Origin of the sequence: Pseudomonas sp. GW456-L13, assembly GCF_017350115.1 — a bacterium.
Classification (GTDB): Bacteria; Pseudomonadota; Gammaproteobacteria; order Pseudomonadales; family Pseudomonadaceae; genus Aquipseudomonas; species Aquipseudomonas jessenii.
In genome coordinates this window covers 54133-76320 of the sequence record NZ_JACNAS010000002.1, presented here as the reverse complement: position 1 = coordinate 76320, position 22188 = coordinate 54133, and the positions used below count along the sequence as shown (strand labels likewise).

The 22188-nt window shown below is 59.7% G+C and carries 11 protein-coding genes; 4 read left to right on the top strand and 7 right to left on the bottom strand.

Annotation, left to right across the window (positions count from 1 at the left end):
• Positions 1-2: 2 nt before the first annotated feature.
• The 3 genes from J4D25_RS14440 to J4D25_RS14430 form a co-directional block, all read right to left on the bottom strand.
• Positions 3-866 carry a LysR family transcriptional regulator gene (locus J4D25_RS14440; protein WP_057714369.1) on the bottom strand — a complete coding sequence of 288 codons (864 nt, stop codon included), beginning with the start codon at positions 864-866 and terminating at the stop codon, positions 3-5.
• Positions 867-1121: 255 nt separating this feature from the next.
• A complete protein-coding gene (locus J4D25_RS14435) occupies positions 1122-1436 on the bottom strand; it encodes an SCP2 sterol-binding domain-containing protein (protein WP_007946492.1) in 315 nt (104 codons plus the stop codon).
• A 64-nt stretch (positions 1437-1500) separates the two neighbouring features.
• Positions 1501-2211, bottom strand: coding sequence for a histidine phosphatase family protein (locus tag J4D25_RS14430; protein WP_057714371.1), 711 nt, complete (start codon positions 2209-2211; stop codon positions 1501-1503).
• 201 nt (positions 2212-2412) lie between these two features.
• Between J4D25_RS14430 and sohB the strand changes: the two genes are divergently transcribed.
• Together sohB and J4D25_RS14420 are read left to right on the top strand one after the other, a co-directional pair.
• Positions 2413-3435: a protease SohB gene (sohB, locus tag J4D25_RS14425; RefSeq protein WP_057714373.1), complete on the top strand. Its 1023-nt coding sequence runs from the start codon at positions 2413-2415 to the stop codon at positions 3433-3435.
• 185 nt (positions 3436-3620) lie between these two features.
• Entirely contained in the window at positions 3621-7508 is a 3888-nt protein-coding gene (locus J4D25_RS14420) for a dermonecrotic toxin domain-containing protein (RefSeq protein ID WP_057714375.1), read from the top strand.
• Between the two features lie 51 nt (positions 7509-7559).
• On the opposite strand, the gene J4D25_RS14415 is transcribed toward J4D25_RS14420, so the two are convergent.
• Both J4D25_RS14415 and J4D25_RS14410 read right to left on the bottom strand, forming a co-directional pair.
• The gene (locus J4D25_RS14415) at positions 7560-8054 is read right to left on the bottom strand and encodes a DUF934 domain-containing protein (RefSeq protein WP_057714377.1); all 495 of its coding nucleotides are present in this window, start codon (positions 8052-8054) and stop codon (positions 7560-7562) included.
• Complete coding sequence (locus tag J4D25_RS14410; protein ID WP_057714379.1) at positions 8038-9696, bottom strand: nitrite/sulfite reductase; 1659 nt, start codon at positions 9694-9696, stop codon at positions 8038-8040. The genes J4D25_RS14415 and J4D25_RS14410 overlap by 17 nt, the downstream gene beginning before the upstream one ends.
• 523 nt (positions 9697-10219) lie before the next feature.
• Between J4D25_RS14410 and J4D25_RS14405 the strand changes: the two genes are divergently transcribed.
• Positions 10220-11305, top strand: a complete 1086-nt coding sequence (locus tag J4D25_RS14405; protein WP_057714381.1) for an ABC transporter substrate-binding protein — start codon at positions 10220-10222, stop codon at positions 11303-11305.
• A 6-nt stretch (positions 11306-11311) separates the two neighbouring features.
• Here the strand turns inward: J4D25_RS14405 and J4D25_RS14400 are convergent, their stop codons facing one another.
• The gene (locus tag J4D25_RS14400; RefSeq protein ID WP_057714552.1) at positions 11312-11530 is read right to left on the bottom strand and encodes a DUF2970 domain-containing protein; all 219 of its coding nucleotides are present in this window, start codon (positions 11528-11530) and stop codon (positions 11312-11314) included.
• A gap of 175 nt (positions 11531-11705) precedes the next feature.
• Here J4D25_RS14400 and J4D25_RS14395 point away from each other — a divergent pair, with 175 nt between their 5' ends.
• Positions 11706-18284: an NEL-type E3 ubiquitin ligase domain-containing protein gene (locus J4D25_RS14395; protein ID WP_057714554.1), complete on the top strand. Its 6579-nt coding sequence runs from the start codon at positions 11706-11708 to the stop codon at positions 18282-18284.
• Positions 18285-18401: 117 nt separating this feature from the next.
• On the opposite strand, the gene metH is transcribed toward J4D25_RS14395, so the two are convergent.
• Entirely contained in the window at positions 18402-22112 is a 3711-nt protein-coding gene (metH, locus tag J4D25_RS14390; RefSeq protein ID WP_057714556.1) for a methionine synthase, read from the bottom strand.
• Between the last annotated feature and the right edge of the window lie 76 nt (positions 22113-22188).

Here is a 22188-nt window from a genome sequence, read left to right as displayed (position 1 = left end):
TCTCAGGTCAGCGGATCCCATCGCTGCGACCAGTCTTCGTCGGAGTCGATGACTTTGCGCAGCAGGTCGAAGGCGCGTTGCAGCGTCGGCGAGTCACGATCGCGCGAGTAGACCAGATAGGTCGGATAGTTGAATTCCGGCGCCTTGGGCACCCGTTCCAGGGCGCCGCTTTGCAGATAACTCTGCACGACGCGGGTGCGGAAGTAGCCACTGCCGCCGTTTTCGAGAAGATACTGCAAGCCCAGCGGGCCCAGATTGAAACTCAGCGCAGCCTTGGCCTTCTCCGGCAGCGCGGCGTCGTGCTGGCGTCGGAAATCAGCGCCCCAATCGATGTACACATAAGGATCGGGCTTGTCGGCCAGGCGCACGAGAATCAGTTTTTCTTCGAGAATCTGCTCGACCTGCAGGCGCGGCCAGTATTCGGGCTGATACACCAGCGCGGCATCCAGAACGCCTAACTCCAGTTGGCGCAGCAGGTTTTCGCCGTCGCGGATTTCCATGCGCAGGGCATGGCTGGGGATGTTCTTGCGAATTTCACCGGCCCAGCCGAGCATCAACGGGTTGCACAGACTCACCTCGCCACCGATGTGCAGCACATCGCGATAACCTTCGGGCAACGGCAAATCACGCCGCGCGGCTTCCCAGGTTTGCACCAGCTGATTGGCGTACACCACGAACGCTTCGCCATTGGGCGTCAGGCGGGCGCCGGCACGATTGCGCACGAACAGGGTGCTGCCCAGTTGGCTCTCGAGTTTTTGCACCCGTGCGGTGATCGCGGTCTGGGTGACATGGAGCTTCTCGGCAGCCGCGGCCAGGCTGCCATGGCGAACGATTTCGAGGAAGGTGCGGGCGAGGTCGATGTCCATGGGGTGGCCGGTGGTGTAAGTGCCCGCATTGTAAGAGCACCACCTGACCTGTGGCGAGGGGGCTTGCCCCCGTTGGGGCGCGAAGCGGCCCTTGACGTCCTTCCGACAAGTCGAAATCTCTGGTTGTGCAACTGCTTCGCAGTCGAACGGGGGGCGAGCCCCCTCGCCACAGGACCAGCAAAAACGACGAATCCCGCCACTAAGGGCGGGATTCGTTTGCAGCAGGCACGCTCCCGAAGTTCGGGAACCAGGTGCTTACGACGGGAACAGCTCGGACAGTTTCATCGCCAGCATCATGTCGCCTTCAGCGCGCAGTTTGCCGCCCATGAACGCTTGCATGCCGTCAGTCGAACCGTCGACGATGCCTTGCAGGGTTTCGCCGTCCATCACCAGGGTCACCTGGGCGTCCGGGTTCTCGCCTTCCTGCAGTTCGCAGGTGCTGTCCTTGACGATCAGCGAGAAGTTTTTGGTGTCGTCGATGCGGAAACCGAAGACCAGGTCCAGACCGGCGGCAGCGGCTGGGTTGAACTTGGCTTTCATTGCTTGTACGGCATCAGCTACGGAGGTCATGGTTCGATCCTTTCTTGGGTAATAAGAGCTGGGTGATTACAGCCAGGGTCACAATAATCCGGACTCAGCGAAACGTGATGAGTTCCGGGGCCTTCAACAGTTGCAGGTGCGCATGACTGTTGAAGGAAGCCAGGGACACCTCGCGACCACGAAACTTAAGCTGGTTGAGCGAGGTGTTGACGATTTGCCAGTTCAATTCAAAGGCCTGCCGGGCAGGCATTTGCGTAATCAGGTGGAGCAGGGCGGTGATGGTGCCGCCGGACGTGAACACGGCGATTTTCTGGGTGTTGTCGGCCTGGTCGAGAATGCGATGCAGACCGGCCCTCACCCGTTCGACAAACCCCAGCCAGCTCTCCAGGCCCGGTGTGTCGTAGGTGCCGGCCAACCAGCGCTCGATGATCAGGGCGAAGATACGCTGGAACTCACCACGGTTTTGCGCGGCGTTGCGCAGGATGTCCAGGGCCTCGGGTTCGTCCGGCAGCATGGCCGGCAACAGCGCGCGGATCACTGCATCGGCGTCGAACTCATTGAAGGCAGAGTCGGTTTCCAGCACCGGCACCGGCAGGCCTGCCGCGGCGAATTGTTCCAGCGCGCTGTTGGCCGTGTGCTGCTGGCGGCGCAGATCCCCCGCCAGGCAGCGGTCGAAGCTGATCCCGAGTTCGGCCAGGTGCCGACCCAGGATTTCAGCCTGACGAATACCGGTCGGCGACAGCACGTCGTAGTCGTCTGCACCGAAGGAGGCCTGGCCATGTCGAATCAAATAGATACTGCCCACGTCCGCGTCTTCCCGGTACGTTGAAGGTTTGGCGAGGTTATGAGGATGGCGGTGTGCTGTCAATGAAAAAACATACGCTTGTTTGAAATGCCTGTTACAGGCCTGTTACCAGAGCTTTCACGGCTGGCAGCAAGGTCGACGCATGGGTATGCTGGAGGTGTCCCGCGCGCGTTCAAGCCGCGCATCGTTTGAGGAGTCCCTGTGGAGTTTTTTTCCGAGTACGCCATTTTTCTGGCCAAGACCGTGACCCTGGTGATCGCCATTCTGGTGGTCCTGGCCAGTTTTGCGGCCTTGCGCAGCAAGGGGCGGCGCAAGTCGTCGGGCCAGTTGCAGGTCAGCAAACTCAATGATTTCTACAAAGGGCTGCGCGAACGCCTGGAGCAGACGTTGCTCGACAAGGATCAGCTCAAGGCCTTGCGCAAGACCCAGGCTAAAACCGACAAGAAACAGAAGAAAAAACCCGAGGCCAAGCCCCGGGTGTTCGTGCTCGATTTCAATGGCGATATCAAGGCTTCGGCCACCGAAAGCCTGCGCCACGAAATCACTGCCTTGCTGACCCTGGCCACACCGAAGGACGAAGTGGTGCTGCGCCTGGAAAGCGGCGGTGGCATGGTTCACAGCTACGGCCTGGCCTCCTCGCAACTGGCGCGTATCCGTGAGGCCGGCGTGCCCTTGACCGTGTGCATCGACAAGGTCGCGGCCAGCGGTGGCTACATGATGGCGTGCATCGGCCAGAAGATCATCAGCGCACCCTTCGCGATCCTCGGCTCGATTGGCGTGGTGGCGCAGTTACCCAACATCAACCGCTTGCTGAAAAAGCACAACATCGACTTCGAAGTGCTGACCGCCGGTGAGTACAAACGCACACTGACCGTGTTTGGCGAAAACACAGAGAAGGGCCGGGAGAAGTTCCAGCAAGACCTGGACATCACCCATCAACTGTTCAAGAACTTCGTGTCGCGCTATCGCCCGCAACTGGCGATCGATGAAGTGGCCACCGGCGAAATCTGGCTCGGCGTGGCGGCGCTGGAAAAACACCTGGTCGACGAACTCAAGACCAGCGACGAGTACCTCGCCGAACGCGCCAGGCAGTCCGAGCTTTATCACCTGCACTATGCCGAGCGCAAAAGCCTGCAAGAGCGCATTGGCATGGCCGCCAGCGGCTCGGTCGATCGTGTGCTGCTGAGCTGGTGGAGCCGTTTGACCCAACAACGCTTCTGGTAACGGGGCAGGAGATATTGCAAAACATCCAGCCGGGGCATTAGCCCCGGTTTTTTTGCCTGCGAATACTTGCCTGATGTCCTCCACGGCCCGGCGAAATCTCTGTAGGCAGCAGGCGACCGTTCCTGCTTTCGGTAATGCGGCGGTTGGTTATGTTGGTGTTCCGGAATAATTGCCATGGAACGCATATGAATGACCATCAGACACCGCTTCATCCCGATCTTGCGCCGCTGCGCGAAACACTGAAATCCGTGGTGGGCGCGGCTTTGCCGCAGTCTCCCGAGCAGTTCGGTGCCCAGTTGATCAAGGCAAAATGGGGGCAAGACATCGACCCGCAAAAGGCCCTGTTGGTCACCCTGGATTACCGCTATCGCGGGCACCCACCGCAGGACGGTATCGAGCAAGGCCAGGTGGCAAACACGCAAACCCTGGTGCAGGCGTTGCTGGCGAACTACCAGACCGTCGGTGACGGGCGTTTTGCCGAAAGCGCATTTGGCTTGTACACACCGCCCGATGTCGGTCCGTCCGTTCGCATCGTGGAGCATGTCGATGAATTCGCCGATCACGGCAATGGCAATCACCACACCTACGAAGGCATTTATCGCCAGACCACGCCCCAGGTGTATGGACCGGCAACGCAAATTGCCCTCAGGCCAGCAGCATTCAAACAGTGGGTGTGGGAGCTGGATTTGCAAACCCGCTATCAGGCTTACCTTGATCGCACCTGGCCCTCCGATAAGCGTATCGTCCAGGCGGCGCCTTACGACCTGAGAACCTCGGCCAAGGCCGCCTTTATCATGAGCGCCTGCCTGCAACATCAGGAGGGCAGTTTGAGTCAGGAAGGCCTGGTCTTGGCCATGCAGGCCGCCGGGTTGCCAGCGCAGCAGACCTGGAATGCGTTGACCATCGGCCAGGTGCAGGCGCCCACCCGCATCAGCGCGCCGATCGAGGTCGGGCGGCTGACGATCTATCGCTATACATCGGACGATATCTGGTGTTATCGCCACCGTCACAGCGGCCGGGTCTTGCTGAACATTCCCGGCAACTCCTCACCCTTGCATGAATTCGCCGACTTCCGGCACCTGCGCCAATGGATCGTGGACCAGGGCAGGGTTGCCGCCACACGGCAAGCGCTGGTCGCGCATTTTGCCGAGGACGATCGTGAAGACGGTACCTTCCATGCGGGGGTGTCGACGGCGTTAGAGGGCATGGCGGTTTACCCGAAGGAACACTGGCTGAAAAAGAACGCAGGGTTGTTCAACAACGACGGTTTCTGGGACCCGCAGGACTACATCGACCTTGAGCGTGCGCCGACTGACACCGACCCGTTCGCGCAATTGGTGCTGACCATGAAGCAGGCCTCCATGGCCAGCGTCAAAACCATCCGCGACGATGCCCAGGTCAATCGCGACAACCTGAGCGCGGTGGTTGAACCGCTCGTGCAGTGGATCAACCGGCTGGGGCCATTGGCACTGTTCATTCCGGGAGGTGAGGGCGTCCTCGTACTGGCCGGCCTGATCGACGCCGGTTATGGCCTCGATCAGGCCGTCAACGGTAAAACACCGGAGCAGCGCTCCGAGGGCGTGACGCGCACGGTGTTCGGCTTGCTCAATGCACTCCCGCTGGCTGGGGCGGTGGCGGCACTCAAGGGCGAAGAAAAAATCGCCGGAACGTTGCACGAACCGCGGGAATCCGGGAGCGAGCCGCATCCCGAAACGCCGGCCGAGCCCGCACCCGGATCGGCTCCGGCGCCCGTGTCGACACGTGTGGAGCTGATGCGTGGCGTTTGCACACCCCTTGCTGCCTTCAGTGATGAGGTATTGGCGCAGATCGCCCGGGTCAGTACGGTCGACGACGATATGCTGCGCCTGATGCATGCTGGCCGTCCGCCGACGCCGTTGCTTGCCGACACCATCACACGCTTCAAGCTCGATCAGGAACTTGAAATCGTCGCCGACCCGCAAGCACGGGCTGGATTGTTCAACGCCCGATATCAGGCGCTCCAGCACTCGGACAAAGAGTGGGTTCGCCTGTTTCAGCGTGAGTACCAAGGTTTGCCGAAAAGCGCCGTGGAGCAGATCCTCGACCGTTCGGGAGTTGACATCAATCGGCCCGTCGATGCTGACGAGGCGCTGCTACTGTTCAAGCGCCTGGACAGCAAGTCGCGGGAGTATCAACAACATGCACGACTCAACCGGGCTTATGAAGGTCTGTACTTGCGTTCGATCGTCCATCCGGAAACCGATGTCCTGGCGTTGCATTCCCTGCCACGCCTGCCCGGTTGGCCGAAAGACTTACGCATCGAAGTGCACGACGGGTCAATCAGTGGCCGGGTCCTGGACCGTTGCGGCCCGCCCGATTCGGCGGATTGCCGGCGCTTGATCAAGACCGGTGATCGCTATCGGTATTCCACGATGGCGGCTACCGACGGCGAGGGTTCGGATCTGTTTACCGCACTGGTCGATCTATTGTCAGGGGAGGAGCGCGCGGCGATGTCGCTGCGCTCCCCAGACGCGGCCAGCCAGTTGCGCCTGCGTATTGGCACACATGCCTTGCCCCGCTCCGAGCTGATACTTGGCTTGAATCGAATGGATTCGCGGTTGTCCTTCGAAGCCACGGGGTTGCGCGGTGGCGGCTTTCCGAATACGCCACAGGCCGCTGCGCTGACCCATGAAATCATGCGACTGCAGGTCAAGAATCTGTATCCGGATTTCACCGATGCCCAGGCGGATGAGCTGCTCCTGATGGCGGGTAACGGCGCTCAAGCGCTGGTGGATCGCCTGATTCTCGAGATGCAGCAGTTGCATGCCGATCTGCGCCAGTGGATCGACCAGGCCGTGCTGGATGTCGATGACATGGACGTGGATTTTCTTGCGGTGGACGATGATGACGCCGCAGGCATGAGCCCTGAGCAGGTGGCGGCACACAATGTCGAACTGCTGCAAACCGTGATTGGCTATGAGCGTGAAACGCGAATTGAATTGGGCGACGAACTGATGGGCATCTGGCAAAAATGCCCGCCCCAGATCAATAGAGTCATGTCCGGCGAGACGTTCTCTGGTTACAGGCTGGATCTGGGCTTCGAGGACTACCATAGGTTGCCAACGATGAACGTGCGCTTCAATGAGGTCGTCGAGCTATCGATGCGGGGCTTGCACCTGGTTGAGCGCGAGAGCCTGAGCGTCTTTCTCGAAAGTTTTCCGAACCTGCGTTCCCTGAACCTGGAACGTGTCGACCTGCGGCGGCTCAACGCAGACGGCGTGCTGGAAGGTGTGTTGCCTCCACCGATTCGGCAAATGACCCACCTCACTACGCTCAACCTGAGTTCCACCTTTTTGCAGCTTCAGGAGCGCACGGCTTCGCAGTTTCGTGAGCTGGTGAGCTTGCAAATGCTGGATCTGAGTGACAACCCGTTGACTGTACCGCCCGTGGTATTGGGGATGAATGAGCTGCGTGTGTTGAACCTGAGAAACACCGGAATCAGCCATTGTCCGATAGGCATCGCCGATCAGCCGTACTTCACCTCGCTCGACTTGCGAGGCAACCGGATCGGTCGGGTTCCCTACTCGATACTGAGTCAGGCGGTGTCCCGGGACCGGGTGAAACTGTGGGGCAATCCGCTGACGGATGAAGACACGTTGTTGCGCCTGGTGAGTCATCGTGAGCGCACCGGTATCAATTTGTGGTTGAGTGAGCCGGGTGCCGATTACGGCAGTGCGACGCCCTGGCTGGAGGAGGGTGATGAAAGCGTGCGCGAGGCGCGGCAACAGATCTGGCAACGATTGGCTGTCAAACCATCGGGCAGTGCGTTGCTCCGGGTCATGGATGGATTGAGTCTGACGGCGGATTTCCGGGTCGGTTATTGGTCGCTGCAGGCGCGTGTGTGGCGCTTGCTCCACGAAGCGGATGCGTCAGAAGAGTTGTGGGGCTGGTTGCTGCACTGTGTCGAAACGCGGACGGCCGATGCGGACAATCCGTTCAGGCTGTTCGTGGTGCTGGAAGATCGAGTCCGGCTGTACTGCGACTGGGTCGCCATGGGGCGTCCGATTCCGCTGGTGGATAATCCGGTGTTTTAGCGCGAAGGGTAAAACCCCTTGAACCCCGGGTCGGGGTTCAAGGGGTGACGGTCAGCGACGACGGAACAGCGGCAGCGGTTCGTCGGCAGCGGCCTGGTAGGTCACCGAGAAGTCCTTGAGGCCTTCAAGGGCTTCGTGCGGGTCTTTGTCGGCGCGAATGGCGAACGCGTCGAAACCACAGCGATGCATGTAGAACAACTGGTCACGCAGCACGTCGCCAATGGCCCGCAATTCGCCCTTGAAACCGTAACGGTCACGCAGCAGGCGGGCGTTGGAGTAGTTGCGGCCATCGGTGAATGCCGGGAAGTTCAGGGCGATGACCTGGAATTGCGCCACGTCTTCACCGATTTCCTCGGCTTCTTCATCGGCGTCCAGCCAGATGCCCAGGCCGCCATCGCGGGCCAGGAGCATGCGGCTATGTTCGCGCCACAGCTGCAACGGCACGATGAGGTCGTCGCAGTTGCTGATCTCGTCGATGTTGAAGTCCTTGGGCAGCAGGTGCCAGGTTTCGTCGACGACCTCGTTGTTCTTAATGATTCGCTGCATAGACACGCTCCTTGAAGAGGTCGATACCAATACGCTGATAGGTGTCGATGAAGCGTTCGTCTTCGGTACGTTGTTCGATGTACACGTCGATCAGCTTTTCGATCACGTCAGGCATGGCTTCCTGGGCAAAGGACGGGCCGAGGATCTTGCCCAGGCTGGCGTCACGGCTGGCGCTGCCGCCGAGGGAAACCTGATAGAACTCTTCGCCTTTCTTGTCCACCCCCAGGATGCCGATGTGGCCGACGTGGTGGTGACCACAGGCGTTCATGCAACCGGAGATGTTCAGGTCCAGTTCGCCGATGTCGAACAGGTAGTCCAGGTCGTCGAAGCGGCGCTGGATCGATTCGGCGATCGGGATCGACTTGGCGTTGGCCAGGGAGCAGAAATCACCGCCCGGGCAGCAGATGATGTCGGTCAGCAGGCCGATGTTCGGCGTGGCGAAACCTTGCTCGCGCAACTCGCCCCACAGGGCGAACAGCTTGTCCTGCTCGACGTCGGCCAGGATGATGTTCTGCTCGTGGGAGGTGCGCAGTTGACCGAAGCTGTAGCGGTCGGCCAGGTCGGCCACGGCGTCGAGCTGTTTGTCGGTGATGTCGCCCGGTGCAACGCCGGTTGGTTTCAGGGACAAGGTCACGGCCACGTAGCCCGGCTTCTTGTGGGCCAGGGTGTTGCGCACGCGCCAGCGGGCGAAGCCCGGGTGCTGCTGGTCGAGCTCGGCCAGGGCGGCGGTCTGGTTGTCCAGCGCCTTGTAGTCCGGATCGACGAAGTGAGTCGCGACGCGCTGCACTTCGGCTTCGGTCAGCGTGGTCTGGCCACCGCGCAGGTGCTCCATTTCCGCATCGACTTTCTGCGCAAAGACTTCAGGCGTCAGCGCTTTGACCAGGATCTTGATCCGCGCCTTGTATTTGTTGTCGCGACGGCCATAGCGGTTGTAGACCCGCAGGATGGCGTCGAGGTAGCTCAACAGGTCTTGCCACGGCAGGAATTCATTGATGAATGCACCCACCACCGGCGTACGACCCAGGCCACCGCCGACAAGCACGCGAAAGCCCAGTTCGCCGGCTGCGTTGTGCACCGGCTCAAGGCCGATGTCGTGGACTTCGATGGCCGCACGGTCGGAAGTCGAACCGTTGACGGCAATCTTGAATTTGCGCGGCAGGTAGGCGAATTCCGGGTGGAACGTGGTCCACTGGCGGACGATCTCGCACCATGGGCGCGGGTCGATCAGTTCGTCGGCGGCGACACCGGCAAACTGGTCGGTGGTGACGTTGCGCAGGCAGTTGCCGCTGGTCTGGATCGCGTGCATCTGCACGGTGGCCAGTTCAGCGAGAATGTCCGGAATGTCTTCCACGGCCGGCCAGTTGAACTGCACGTTCTGCCGGGTACTGATGTGGGCATAGCCCTTGTCGTAGTCGCGGGCAATCCTGGCCATCATTCGCATCTGGCGCGAAGTCAGTTGGCCGTAAGGCACGGCGACTCGCAGCATAGGCGCGAAACGCTGGATATAAAGGCCATTTTGCAGGCGCAGGGGGCGGAATTCTTCTTCGCTCAGCTCGCCTGCCAGATAGCGTCGGGTCTGATCACGGAACTGCTTGACGCGGTCCTCGATGATCCGCTGATCGTATTCGTCGTATACGTACATATAAGTCCTGTTCTCAGGCTTGGGCCGGTCGGAAACAGCGGCGTTTTTTGGCTTGCTGGCGTCCGATAATACCTCGGCAATTCTGCGCGCACGGCCGCGCACTCCCTACGGAGCCGGGGCACGATACCAGTTTGCAGTTATGCGTAAAAGTGATGTTTGAGCATATGTAAAGAACCAAATCGACTAATGAGGGGCGCTGTTACAAAGACCCTGTTTGTGATGCGGGCAATCGTCGTCTTTACTCTGCTCGAGTCTTTATGCAATCACCGATAAAACCGACAAGAGGCGATGCAATGAGCAACCCAACCAAAGCACGGAAAAGCGATAGCACCGTTGATGCATGGGCCATTTTGTTCCTGATCATTCTGGTCGTGGGGACCGCGGTATTCTGGGTCAGTCATCAGTAAGCGACCCCGTCCGGGCCCGGTTCCGACGATTGTCTGACAAAAACCGGAAAAGTCGCCGTTTTACGGACGTTCGCTGGCTATAATGCGCGGCGAATTTCCGGGGGCTCGGACGACACATGTTGAAGTTTCTAAGTGGTGTATTACTGGCGCTGGGCATGGTCGCGGGACCGTGCGCTCAAGCGGCGTCAGTGCTGTTCCTTAACCCGGGAACCACCAAGGAAGCTTTTTGGGTCAGTTACTCGCAGTTCATGCAGGCCGCCGCCAGGGATCTGGGCTTGGACCTGCGGATCCAGTATTCCGACCGGGTGCCTGAAAACATCATCAAGCAGGCGCGCGAAGCCCTCCAGGGACACAATCGTCCCGACTACCTTGTGTTCGTCAACGAACAATCCGTTGCCCCCGAAGTGCTGCGCCTGGCGCAAGGCAGCGGGGTGAAGTTGTTTCTGGTCAACAATGCCTTGACTGTGGATCAGGTAAAACTGCTCGGCGCCCGCCCCGACAAATATCCCGACTGGATCGGCAGCCTGGTGCCCAACGATGAGGAGGGCGGCTACCTGATGCTCAAGGAGTTGATTCGGTTGCATCCCCCGGTGGCCCCGGGCCAGATGATTGACCTGCTGGCTTTTTCCGGTTTGAAGGTCACGCCGTCGGCGCAGTTGCGTGAGAAGGGCATGCGTCGGGCGCTGGCCGAACACCCGCAAGTGCGTTTGCGTCAGTTGGTGTACGGCGGCTGGACACGTCAGCGCGCGTACGAGCAAGCCAAACTGTTGTTCAAGCGTTATCCGCAGACTTCACTGGTGTGGGCGGCCAACGACGAAATGGCGTTTGGCGTCATGCAGGCGTATGTCGAATCGGGCGGTGTTCCGGGCAAGGATGCATTGTTCGGCGCCATCAACAATTCACCCGCAGCATTGCAAGCGCTGCTCGACAACCGCCTGAGCGTGTTGCTGGGCGGGCATTTCACCTTGGGTGGCTGGGCACTGGTTGAGCTGCATGACTATGACCAAGGGGTCGACATCAGCCAGTACGGCGGTCGGGACCGACAACTTCCGCTGTTGCAACTGATTAACCGGGCGCAAGCCAAACAACTGCTGGCGTTGGGCAGCGCACGGAATTTCGGGGTGGATTTCCACAAGCTGTCGGCGAAGGGGCGACCAGCGTCCTACCGCTATCCGTTCAGCCTGCAAATCCTGATGCACTGAGCCGTTTCAGATCCCTGCCAACAGCAACACCAGTTTGACGATGCCAAACAGCGTCAGGGCAAATACCGTGGTGAACAAAATCCCCAGGATCACGAAATGACTGGGCTTGCCGTGGGTAAAATCCCGCGCCCGGTTCTTGTTGCTCTGCACTCCGAACGCTGCCGCCATGACACTGTGCAACATCTGCCAGAAGGTTGGCGGCTTGTTGTCGACTGGATCGTCCATAAATCCCTCGCCTGTCAGTAAGTCCTCAGAGCATAGACAATCCGCCGGCCAGTGGTGCGGCCGGCCTGCGAATCGACGCATTTTGAAATCAGTCTGGGCCGATGCGATAACTATCTACCGCAGATACGGTTCACTGAAATGATGTTCTGTCGTTCCATTTTTCAGGAGCGACACAATGTCTACCCATCCCCCCTCTGTGCCCCGTCAACCTCTGGTTGCGGGCCAAACCAGCATTCACCGCGAACTACTTGAACAGCTGACGCCTGATTGGTTGGTCGATGCCACGCCGCAGCGGCGGGCGGCCATAAAAGCCAGCGGCTCGCTCGCGCCGAACTGGTACACGCGAGCCTCCCGCGAGCAACAGCAGGCACTGAAAGACCGTTTCAACGACAGCCTGGTTTGCCAGACCCTGCTCGACAAAACCATGTCGTCGCTGCCAGATGCCGAAAGCTTTGCCGAGCCGATACTGCAAAAGGCGCTGAAGGATCAGTTCGGGGTCGAGGCCGATGTCAACAAAACCCTGGTGTGCCTGAGGCGAGCGCTGGAAGTCAGCGATCTTGAAATCGAGATCAGCACATTCGAGGTGATGAAGCTTTCGTTGTTGCAGGCGGCACTGCATAACTTCGAAGCGTCCGAATGCGAGGCGGGCGCCTTTCATCGCGGGTCGGGCTTTGTAGTCGAGACTTCCACGCCTGGTACGTTCGAGGTCACTGCCCTCAACATGTCGGTCACGCAATTCCTCTCACTCTGCCGCAAGCTGGATATCGGCGCGCAGTATCAAACCCGTGTCGAGGCGTTTTTCCAGGCAACGGCTGCGCAGAAGAAATCGACAGTGTCCGAGCAATTCATTGCCAGTCAGAAAGCGGCAATGAGAGCAGCCGCTGAATTGGCGCTGCTGAAAAAAGACATCGAACCCGACGATTACGCAATGATCCTTTCGGTGGTTAATGGCGAGGTCCATCCCCGTGTAGGCAGCAGGCCAGTCTGGTTTCGTGACCTGAACCTGATGAAGCGCAGGATGACGGGCTGCGTCGTGTTCAGCATCAGTGAACAATATCGTTATACCAACGACTACATCGTCTACATTCCCCACGATCCCGAGCACCCGCTCAAACGCTATACCTCTGAGCAGCTGCGTGAAGAACTCAAGCGTCAGTTCACCGCCCAGGACGCATTGCCCGCCAGTGGCAGTGGGCCGACCGCCCACCAGCGCTTTTTCAGCCAGTTCGTCGCCTACGCCGACCGCCCTTATTACTTCAGCCAGTTCACCCGCAAGGCCGCCGACTCTCCGACTGATCCTTTGCATTCATTCTGGTTGAAGGTCCTCCAGTACGTGCCCCCGTTGTCGTCCGTCGCCCGCATCAAAGAGCTGCCGCCAGAACCTGCGGGCAAACGTGAGCCGGTCGAAGATCCTTATCTCAATCCATTCGGGATGATTCGCGAAGGCGTGGCGGGCATCTGGTCCGCCAACAGTGATCTGTGGACTTATCTCTACGAGCAAAACCGCAAGAAAGTCATCGCCGACGCACGCAGCCATGCGGTGCCCACGGCGGACGTCGATGCGCGAGTGCGGGCGCAAAAGCTCAATCATCTGCTGGAATTAGGCATGCTGGGCCTGAACATGGTGTCGATGTTCGTGCCGATACTGGGGGAGATCATGCTGACGGTCATGGCGGGTCAGCTGCTGTACGAGTCGTTTGAGGGGGCGATCGAGTGGAGTGAAGGAGATCGAACGGCGGCCAAGGCGCACCTGGTCGATGTGGCCGAGAATCTGGCGCTGGCCGCGGTGATGGCCGGTGCGGGCAAAGGCTTGGCCAAGCTGACGGCGGTGAAACCCGAACCGCTGGTCGAGCGCTTGCAATCCATCAAACGCGACGACGGCAAAACCCGCTTATGGAAACCTGACCTGAGCGGTTACGAACGCAACCTCATCCTGCCTCGCCATTCAGTCCCTGATGCGTCTGGGCTGCACCGGATAAATGGCAAAACCTTCATTCGGCAGGGTGGCAAGGTCTACGAAACAACCTTTGACCCTTCGCTGAAGAAATGGCGCATTCGGCATCCGACGGATACCAGCGCCTGGCAACCCATACTCGAACACAACGGGCATGGCGCCTGGCGCCATGTGCTGGAGCGTCCCCGGACCTGGGATCGGCTGACACTGCTGCGGCGCATCGGCCATATCACCGAGGCTTTTTCCGATGAGCAACTGCTCGACATCGCCGAGGCCTGTGGTGTCGAGGACAATGCCTTGCGCAAGATGCACATGGATCATCTTGCGCCGCCGCCGGAGCTGTCCCACGCCTTGCGGCTGTTCGAAGCCGACCCCAGCATTGGCGGACCACTGCTCGAAAAATTGCAACGCGCCAGCCCGGGGCTGAGTAATGCCGCCGCTCGCAGGGTTCTGCTCGATGCCAATGCCGAAGAGCTCACCCGCCTGAAAACAACGAGTCGAGTTCCCCTGAAAATGCTGGAGGAGGCCCGTTGGTATGCACAACAGGGGCGTCAGGCCCGGGCTTTCACTGGCCTGCGCATGGAACCTGCGCTGTCGGCTGACAGCCGCTGGCTCGCACTGCATGCCCTGGAAAAAATGCCGGGGTGGTCCGGCGAGGTGCGGCTGGAGATTCGCGACGGCCACATCGAGGGACCGCTCATCGACGGCATTGGCAGCGAGGCCGCGACGGACCGCAAGTACGTGGTTAAAAACGGCCCGTCCTATCAGGCATTTGATGAGCGTGGCGAGACGCTCAATGGCGTGCCCGCCACCGGCGATAACTTTTACGCCTCGATCATGCACGCATTGCCCGATGAATCCCGTCGCGCATTGGGCGTTCCACACGTGGGCCAAAGCGTCGATCTGAAGCAGGCTGTCATCGACTCGGCCTTCGAGCATCGGGCGCAATTGTCGCAAATGCTGGAACAGCGCAGCGGTAACGGCAAGGCGTTCAAGCCGCCCGTACGCGTAACGGAGCGTCGGGTGGGCTACTACGCCAGCGGGCGCGGGCAAGGTTTGAATCCTTCTCTGGTGTCGCGGGTTCAGGACGTCTATCCAGCGCTGACGGATCAGCAGGCCAATGGGTTTATCCTGGCGCAGCTGCGCACGGGTAAAACCGATGCACAGATTTATAGCCTCCTGCAGGAGCGTATGCGCGAGTGGGAGACCCTCGAGGCGACGCTCGATCAATGGGTCGGCGAGCCGATAGCGGGTTCTGTCCTGGAGTCGATGCTCGGAGGCAAGGCCTCGGTCGCGCAGAGCCTCAAGCAATCCTGGCGTAATTCGCCGCTGGCCGGGGAGCATCCGCGCTACAGATTGCTTGAGTTGGTCTGTGACGACCCGATCCCTGCGCTGTCGGCGGACTTCTCCCATGTGGGTGATCTGTATGTCCGGGGTCGAAGCATCACCGACGCCAATGTCGATGCGTTGTTGGCGAATTTTCCCAAGCTCAAAAGACTGCGGATCAATGCCACGGGCAACGATTTCAGCACCGTGCCCCAAGTGCTGAGCAGCATGCCGGACCTCAGGGGGCTGAGCCTGTATTCAGCCGCGCCCTTCGCCGCAGACATGCCGTCGAGACTGGGTGCGTTGACGGCGCTCGAGGAGCTCAGCGTGTATTCAACCTGGGGCGTTCCCGTGCCGTTGGACGTAAGCCGGCTGCGCAATCTGCGTCTGCTCGACGTGATCGCGCCGTCAATGGATCAGTGGCCAACCGGGGTTCTGGAACTGCCCCGACTTGAACGTCTTAACCTCACCGGTACAGCCATCAGTACATTCCCCGAAGGCATTTTCGAAGGGCATGAAAAACTCTGGTCCGGGTTGTCGCTGGATTGGTCGAACATGCCGCGCCCAAACTTCAAGCAGGCCTATGAGTATCTCCGGCGTCAGCCCCGGCACCTTGTTGATCTGGAAGAAATGGTCAGGGATTACTGCAAGGGCGAGTTGAAACGTCTTGCTGAAGGCATCAATGACCCGTCCGCAGGATTATTCAATCAATTTGTCGAACAGTGGCAAGACGCAGGGGCGAGATTCGACGCCGTCGAAGCATTGAGTGAGCAGCATCATCAGCTCAACCGGCATCTTGAGGACTGGTCCCAACGCGCGCTGCGAATGCCTGCAGCGGCCAACGAAATCATCGGACGTACATGGACGGCAGATGCCCTGAGAATCTGCTGGCGCAATGGCGCATTCAAACGCTACGGCTCGACGGCCGATGCCTCGGTACTGGATCTGCCGAGCCTGGCGTTGAGCGAGTTTCCAGAATTGCCGGACGGTGCCTTCCCTGAAGTACGAACCTTGTATCTGAAGGGTAATAGTGCCCCCGTCGAGCAGACTCGCAAGTTCGTCCGCGGTTTTCCCGGGCTTGAAAGACTCGACGTGAGTGGCAGCGGTTTGACTGAAGTGCCCTTTGCGCCCGGTGATCTTGAAAAACTGACTGATCTGGATCTTTCCAATAACCGGATTGTTGGCGACGCCGGGGTTCAGCAGGCTTTTGATGGATTGCAGGCACTGCAATACCTGGACTTGAGCAACAACCCGTTGAATACCTTGGATGTCAGTGCAATGACCCGCCTCAAGTCCTTGAATCTACGTGGCACAGCGCTGCAAGAATGGCCGACCGGGGCACAGGAGCTGCCAGAGCTGTATTGGCTGGACTTGCGGGATAGCAAGGTCAACGCGCTGCCGGAGCCGCTTGCGGATGAGACGCTGCTCAAGGCCAACCTCACGGGCACACCTTTAACCCCTCAAGCCGTCGCCATGCGCAACGCAGCCCGGCATCGAATGGAAATGGCCAAAGGTCTTCCGGCCGGCGCGCTGGAACGGTTCGACCTGGAGCAGGTGCCACAGGATTTCCCGCCGTTCGAAAGCGCCAGTTCGATCGCACGTCAATTGTTGCCGCTGTCGGAAGTCCCGGCGGGAGAAGGGGTTGCGGTTTTGACAAAGCGCCTGCAACGGCTGAAACCGACACTCGCCGATGATGACGCCTTGCAAATGATCGAACAGATGCAGGGCAGCGAAGCTGCGAGCGTGAAAATTGGCGAATGGGAGAAAACCTATGAAACGCTCACGCGCCAATTGAATGGCTGGCTGTTTACCCGGGGATCTCGCGGAAACGGCTGGATGACATCTTCCAGCATTCGCAGGCAGGCTGCCTTGCGGATCGTCGAATGCTGGCAAAAAGGTCTGAGCAGCACGGGAGCGGTGGCTGATGCGGTGCTGGATCTGAACGGTCTGCAACTGGGTGACCTGCCTGAGGTGCCGGCATCGTTCGAGCATGTCGGCACGTTGAAACTGACGAGCGTAAAACTTACCCGGCAAGGTTCCGACGGGTTCCTCAAGGCCTTTACCCGCCTGAAAACCCTGGACCTCAATGGCAATGGGCTGGATGGCGTTCCAGAGCCGGTCTGTGACATGGACAGGCTCGAGCGTCTGGAGTTGTCCTCGAACCGGATGGACGATGCCGAGCTGCTGTATACCGCATTGAGTAATCTGGAGCGTCTGCGCTGGCTGGACTTGAGCTACAACGAACTGGATACCTTTGATATCGGCGTTTTCGAGCAATTGGAGACGCTGGATCTGCGCAACAATAATTTGACCGAATGGCCGGACGGGGTGTTCGACAGCCAGCACCTGGGCACGCTCAATCTCAGTGGCAACGACATCACGTCGATCCCCGAGCAGGCCCTGAGTGGCGACCATGACGTTTTGACGGCCGGTACGGATTTGAGCGACAACTTCAACCTGTCGCTTGAGAGCCTTGAACGCCTCAGGGATTACCGTGAAGCGGGTTTCCACGACAGGGTGCTGGGGATCTCGCGGGCCGATCTTGACGAGTTGATCGATGACGCCAACGGCGATGGCGACGATAGCAGTGAAGGCATCGATACGGATGAGGAACTGCCTGAGACTGAGCCGGATACCGAGCAAAAAACACCGTGGTTAACCCATCTTCCTCCCGAGGAAGTGGCCAGTAAAACCGGGATGTGGAATCAACTCGCGGCGGAACCGGACAATGCGGCGTTCTTTCACCTGCTTTCGCGACTGCAGGATACGCAGGAGTTCAGGGTGGCTAACGCCGATCTGACGCGGCGGGTCTGGACGGTCATTGAAGCCGCCGCCAGCAATACCGAACTACGGGAGATCCTGTTTGCCAGTTCCAGCACCCACGGCACGTGTGTCGACGGTCGAATCCTCACGTTCAGCGGGCTGGAAAGCAGAGTCTTCACCCACAACGCCTTGCTTGATATTCCTGTCGGGCGCCCGAGTGTGAAGGGGCATGCACTGCTGAATTTATCCCGGCAGCTGTTTCGACTGGACAAGGTCGACGATCTTGCGAGGAAAATCGCCGCGCAAACCGGGCAGGATGAGGCCGAAATACGCTTAGGCTATCGAATCGGGCTGACACAAGGATGGGCGGACGGCCTGGAGCTGCCAGGGCAACCGAAACACATGACCTATGCCTCGGGAGTGACCGCTCAACAACTGGCGGACGCGCGAATCGAGATCGTCAACGCAGAGCAGTCCCATGGTTTCTTTGAAGACTTGATCCAGCGCGACTATTGGGAAAGTTATCTCAAGGAAAAACATCCTGACGTGTTCAAGGCGCTGGATGAGATGGATGTTCAGGAGGAAGTTGAAAGCGCTGACGATGCGGCATTACTGACTCAGCTTTTCGAGCAGAGGGCGGCGCGCAACGCGAAGATGATCGAATTGTCCCGACAGGAGGTCGCGGAGCTGACGGCTGCCTCAAGCAGGTAAATCACCTGTGGGAGTGAGCTTGCTCGCGATGGGGGCTTGATGTTCAACATCAATGTTGACTGATACGCCGCTATCGCGAGCAAGCTCGCTCCCACAAGTTTTTTTTCAGTTGATCACTCAGTTGTCGTAACCGAGATTCGGCGCCAGCCAGCGCTCGGTAACGCTCAGTTCCTGGCCTTTGCGCGACGTGTAGCTCTGCACCTGGTCCTTATCGATCTTGCCCACGGCGAAGTACTGCGCCTGCGGGTGAGCAAAGTACCAGCCACTGACCGCTGCCGCCGGGAACATCGCGTAGTGCTCGGTGAGGAATACACCACTGCGGCCTGCGCGCATTTCCTGGGCTTCTGGATCGAGCAGGGCGAACAGCTGAGCTTTCTCGGTGTGATCCGGACAGGCGGGGTAGCCCGGAGCAGGGCGGATACCGCTGTACTGTTCCTTGATCAGTGCCTCGTTATCCAGCGCTTCATCCTTGGCATAACCCCAATAGTCTTTACGCACCTGCTGGTGCAGCCACTCGGCGCAGGCTTCGGCCAGGCGGTCGGCCAGGGCCTTGACCATGATCGAGTTGTAATCGTCGCCGGCGTCCTGGTAGGCCTTGGCCACTTCTTCGGCGCCGATGCCGGCGGTGGTGATGAAACCACCCACGTAGTCAGTCACTTCACTGTCCTTGGGCGCGACGAAGTCGGCCAGGGAGAAGTTCGGTTTGCCGTCGGTCTTGATGATCTGCTGGCGCAGGTGATGCAGCTTGGTCATTGGCTTGCCGTCATCGCCATAGAGCTCGATGTCGTCGTCATGCACCTGGTTGGCCGGCCAGAAGCCGAACACCGCGCGAGCGCTGATCAGCTTTTCGTCGATCAATTTGCGCAGCATTTCCCTCGCGTCGTTGTACAGCGAGGTGGCGGCTTCACCGACCACTTCGTCCTGGAGAATGCGCGGGAACTTGCCGGCCAGGTCCCAGGATATGAAAAACGGCGTCCAGTCGATGTATTCGGCCAGCACGTCGAGGTCGATGTTGTCCAGCACCCGCGCTCCGGTGAAGGTCGGTTTGACCGGCGTGTAGGACGCCCAGTCGAATTGCGGCTTCTTGGCGATGGCTGCGCCGTAGCTCAGGCGCTCGGTGCGGGCACTGCGGTTGGACGTGCGCTCGCGAACTTCGATGTAATCCTGGCGGGTTTTCTCGACAAAACCGGCCTTCAGTTCCTTGGACAGCAACTGGGTCGCCACGCCCACGGCGCGGGAGGCGTCGGTGACGTAGATCACCGCGTCGTTGCTGTATTTCGGCTCGATCTTGACTGCCGTGTGCGCTTTGGAAGTGGTGGCGCCACCGATCATCAATGGCAGGTGGAAGTCCTGGCGCTGCATTTCGCGGGCGACGTGGACCATCTCATCCAGCGACGGGGTGATCAGGCCGGACAGGCCGATGATGTCGCACTTCTGTTCCCTGGCCACCTGCAGGATTTTTTCCGCCGGCACCATCACGCCCAGGTCGACGATGTCGTAGCCGTTGCAGCCCAGCACCACACCGACGATGTTCTTGCCGATGTCGTGCACGTCGCCTTTTACGGTCGCCATCAGGATCTTGCCCTTGGCCTCCGGCTTGTCGCCTTTTTCCAGTTCGATGAACGGGATCAGGTGGGCCACGGCCTGCTTCATCACGCGGGCGGATTTCACTACCTGAGGCAGGAACATTTTGCCGGCGCCGAACAGGTCGCCGACGATGTTCATGCCGGCCATCAACGGGCCTTCGATCACTTCGATAGGGCGGGCGAAGGACTGGCGCGATTCTTCGGTGTCTTCGATGATGTGGGTGGTGATGCCCTTGACCAGTGCATGCTCCAGACGCTTGTTGACGTCCCAGTTGCGCCACTCTTCGGTCTCGGCTTCCTTGACGCTGCCGTCGCCCTTGTACTTGTCGGCGATGGCGAGGAGGGCGTCGGTGCCTTCCGGGGTGCGGTTGAGGATCACGTCTTCCACGGCATCGCGCAGTTCCACCGGGATCTGGTCGTAGATCTCCAGTTGCCCGGCGTTGACGATACCCATGGTCAGCCCGGAGCGGATCGCGTACAGCAGGAACACCGAGTGGATCGCCTCGCGCACCGGGTTGTTGCCACGGAACGAGAACGACACGTTGGACACGCCACCGGAGGTCAGCGCATACGGCAGCTCGTCACGGATGTAGGCACAGGCGTTGATGAAGTCGACGGCGTAGTTATTGTGTTCTTCGATACCGGTGGCCACGGCGAAGATGTTCGGGTCGAAGATGATGTCTTCCGGCGGGAAGTCCACTTCGTTGACCAGAATGTCGTAGGAACGTTTGCAGATTTCCTTCTTGCGCGCTTCGGTGTCGGCCTGGCCGGCTTCGTCGAAGGCCATCACCACCACGGCGGCGCCGTAGCGCTTGCACAGCTTGGCGTGATGGATGAACTGCTCGACGCCTTCTTTCATGCTGATCGAGTTGACGATGCCCTTGCCCTGGATGCACTTGAGGCCGGCTTCGATCACTTCCCACTTGGAGGAGTCGATCATGATCGGTACGCGGGAGATGTCCGGTTCACCGGCAATCAGATTGAGGAAGGTCACCATGGCCTTCTTCGAATCGAGCATCCCTTCGTCCATGTTGATGTCGATCACCTGGGCGCCGGCTTCGACCTGCTGCAGGGCGACTTCCAGGGCCTCGGTGTAGTTGTCTTCACGGATCAGGCGGGCGAACTTGGCGGAACCGGTGATGTTGGTCCGCTCGCCGACGTTGACGAACAGCGAGTTGCGATCGATGGTGAACGGCTCCAGACCCGAGAGGCGGCAAGCCTTCGGGATGTCCGGAATCTCGCGCGGCGCATAACCGGCCACGGCCTTGGCGATGGCCTCGATGTGGCCCGGCGTGGTGCCGCAGCAGCCGCCGACGATGTTGAGGAAGCCGCTCTGGGCGAACTCTTCGATGACCTTGGCGGTTTCCGATGGCAGCTCGTCGTACTCGCCGAATTCGTTTGGCAGGCCGGCGTTCGGGTGCGCGGAAACGTGGGTGTTGGCCTTGTTCGACAACTCTTCGAGGTACGGGCGCAATTCGCGGGCGCCGAGGGCGCAGTTCAGGCCGACGGAAATCGGCTTGGCGTGGGCCACGGAGTTCCAGAAGGCTTCGGTGGTCTGGCCCGACAGGGTGCGGCCGGAGGCGTCGGTGATGGTGCCGGAAATCATGATCGGCAGTTCGACGCCCAGTTCCTCGAACACGCCTTGTACGGCGAAGATCGCGGCCTTGGCGTTGAGGGTATCGAAGATGGTTTCGATCAGGATCAGGTCGGCGCCGCCCTCGATCAGGCCTTTGGTGGCTTCGGTGTAGTTCTCCACCAGCTCATCAAAGGTGACGTTGCGGTAACCAGGGTTGTTGACGTCCGGGGACAACGAGCAGGTACGGCTGGTCGGGCCGAGCACGCCGGCAACAAAACGCGGTTTGTCCGGGTTCTCGAGGGTTTTCGCATCGGCGACCTTGCGCGCCAGGCGAGCGCCTTCTACGTTCAATTCGTACGCCAGTTTTTCCATGCCGTAATCGGCCATGGAAATCCGGGTGGCGTTGAAGGTGTTGGTTTCCAGAATGTCGGCGCCGGCATCCAGGTAGGCTTTTTCAATGCCGCCAATCACGTCCGGGCGAGTCAGTACCAACAGGTCGTTGTTGCCTTTGACATCGCTTGGCCAGTCAGCGAAGCGTTTGCCACGGTAATCCTGCTCTTCGAGCTTGTAGCTCTGGATCATCGTGCCCATACCGCCATCGAGAATCAGGATGCGCTCTTTGAGGGCGTGCTTGAGAGCTTGAAGGCGAACGCTGCGATCGGACATTTGGACTACTCGGTAAGGCCATGACGAAGGGCCGGGATGATAGCAAACCTGTGCGCTTTTGGAGCGTGACTCGAAT

What these genes read in the sequence shown, in the direction of transcription:
- J4D25_RS14415 (WP_057714377.1), bottom strand. Translation starts at nt 8,054, where the DNA reads ATGCAGCGAATCATTAAGAACAACGAGGTCGTCGACGAAACCTGGCAC.
- J4D25_RS14440 (WP_057714369.1), bottom strand. Translation starts at nt 866, where the DNA reads ATGGACATCGACCTCGCCCGCACCTTCCTCGAAATCGTTCGCCATGGC.
- J4D25_RS14400 (WP_057714552.1), bottom strand. Translation starts at nt 11,530, where the DNA reads ATGGACGATCCAGTCGACAACAAGCCGCCAACCTTCTGGCAGATGTTG.
- metH (WP_057714556.1), bottom strand. Translation starts at nt 22,112, where the DNA reads ATGTCCGATCGCAGCGTTCGCCTTCAAGCTCTCAAGCACGCCCTCAAA.
- J4D25_RS14410 (WP_057714379.1), bottom strand. Translation starts at nt 9,696, where the DNA reads ATGTACGTATACGACGAATACGATCAGCGGATCATCGAGGACCGCGTC.
- J4D25_RS14405 (WP_057714381.1), top strand. Translation starts at nt 10,220, where the DNA reads ATGTTGAAGTTTCTAAGTGGTGTATTACTGGCGCTGGGCATGGTCGCG.
- J4D25_RS14395 (WP_057714554.1), top strand. Translation starts at nt 11,706, where the DNA reads ATGTCTACCCATCCCCCCTCTGTGCCCCGTCAACCTCTGGTTGCGGGC.
- J4D25_RS14435 (WP_007946492.1), bottom strand. Translation starts at nt 1,436, where the DNA reads ATGACCTCCGTAGCTGATGCCGTACAAGCAATGAAAGCCAAGTTCAAC.
- J4D25_RS14420 (WP_057714375.1), top strand. Translation starts at nt 3,621, where the DNA reads ATGAATGACCATCAGACACCGCTTCATCCCGATCTTGCGCCGCTGCGC.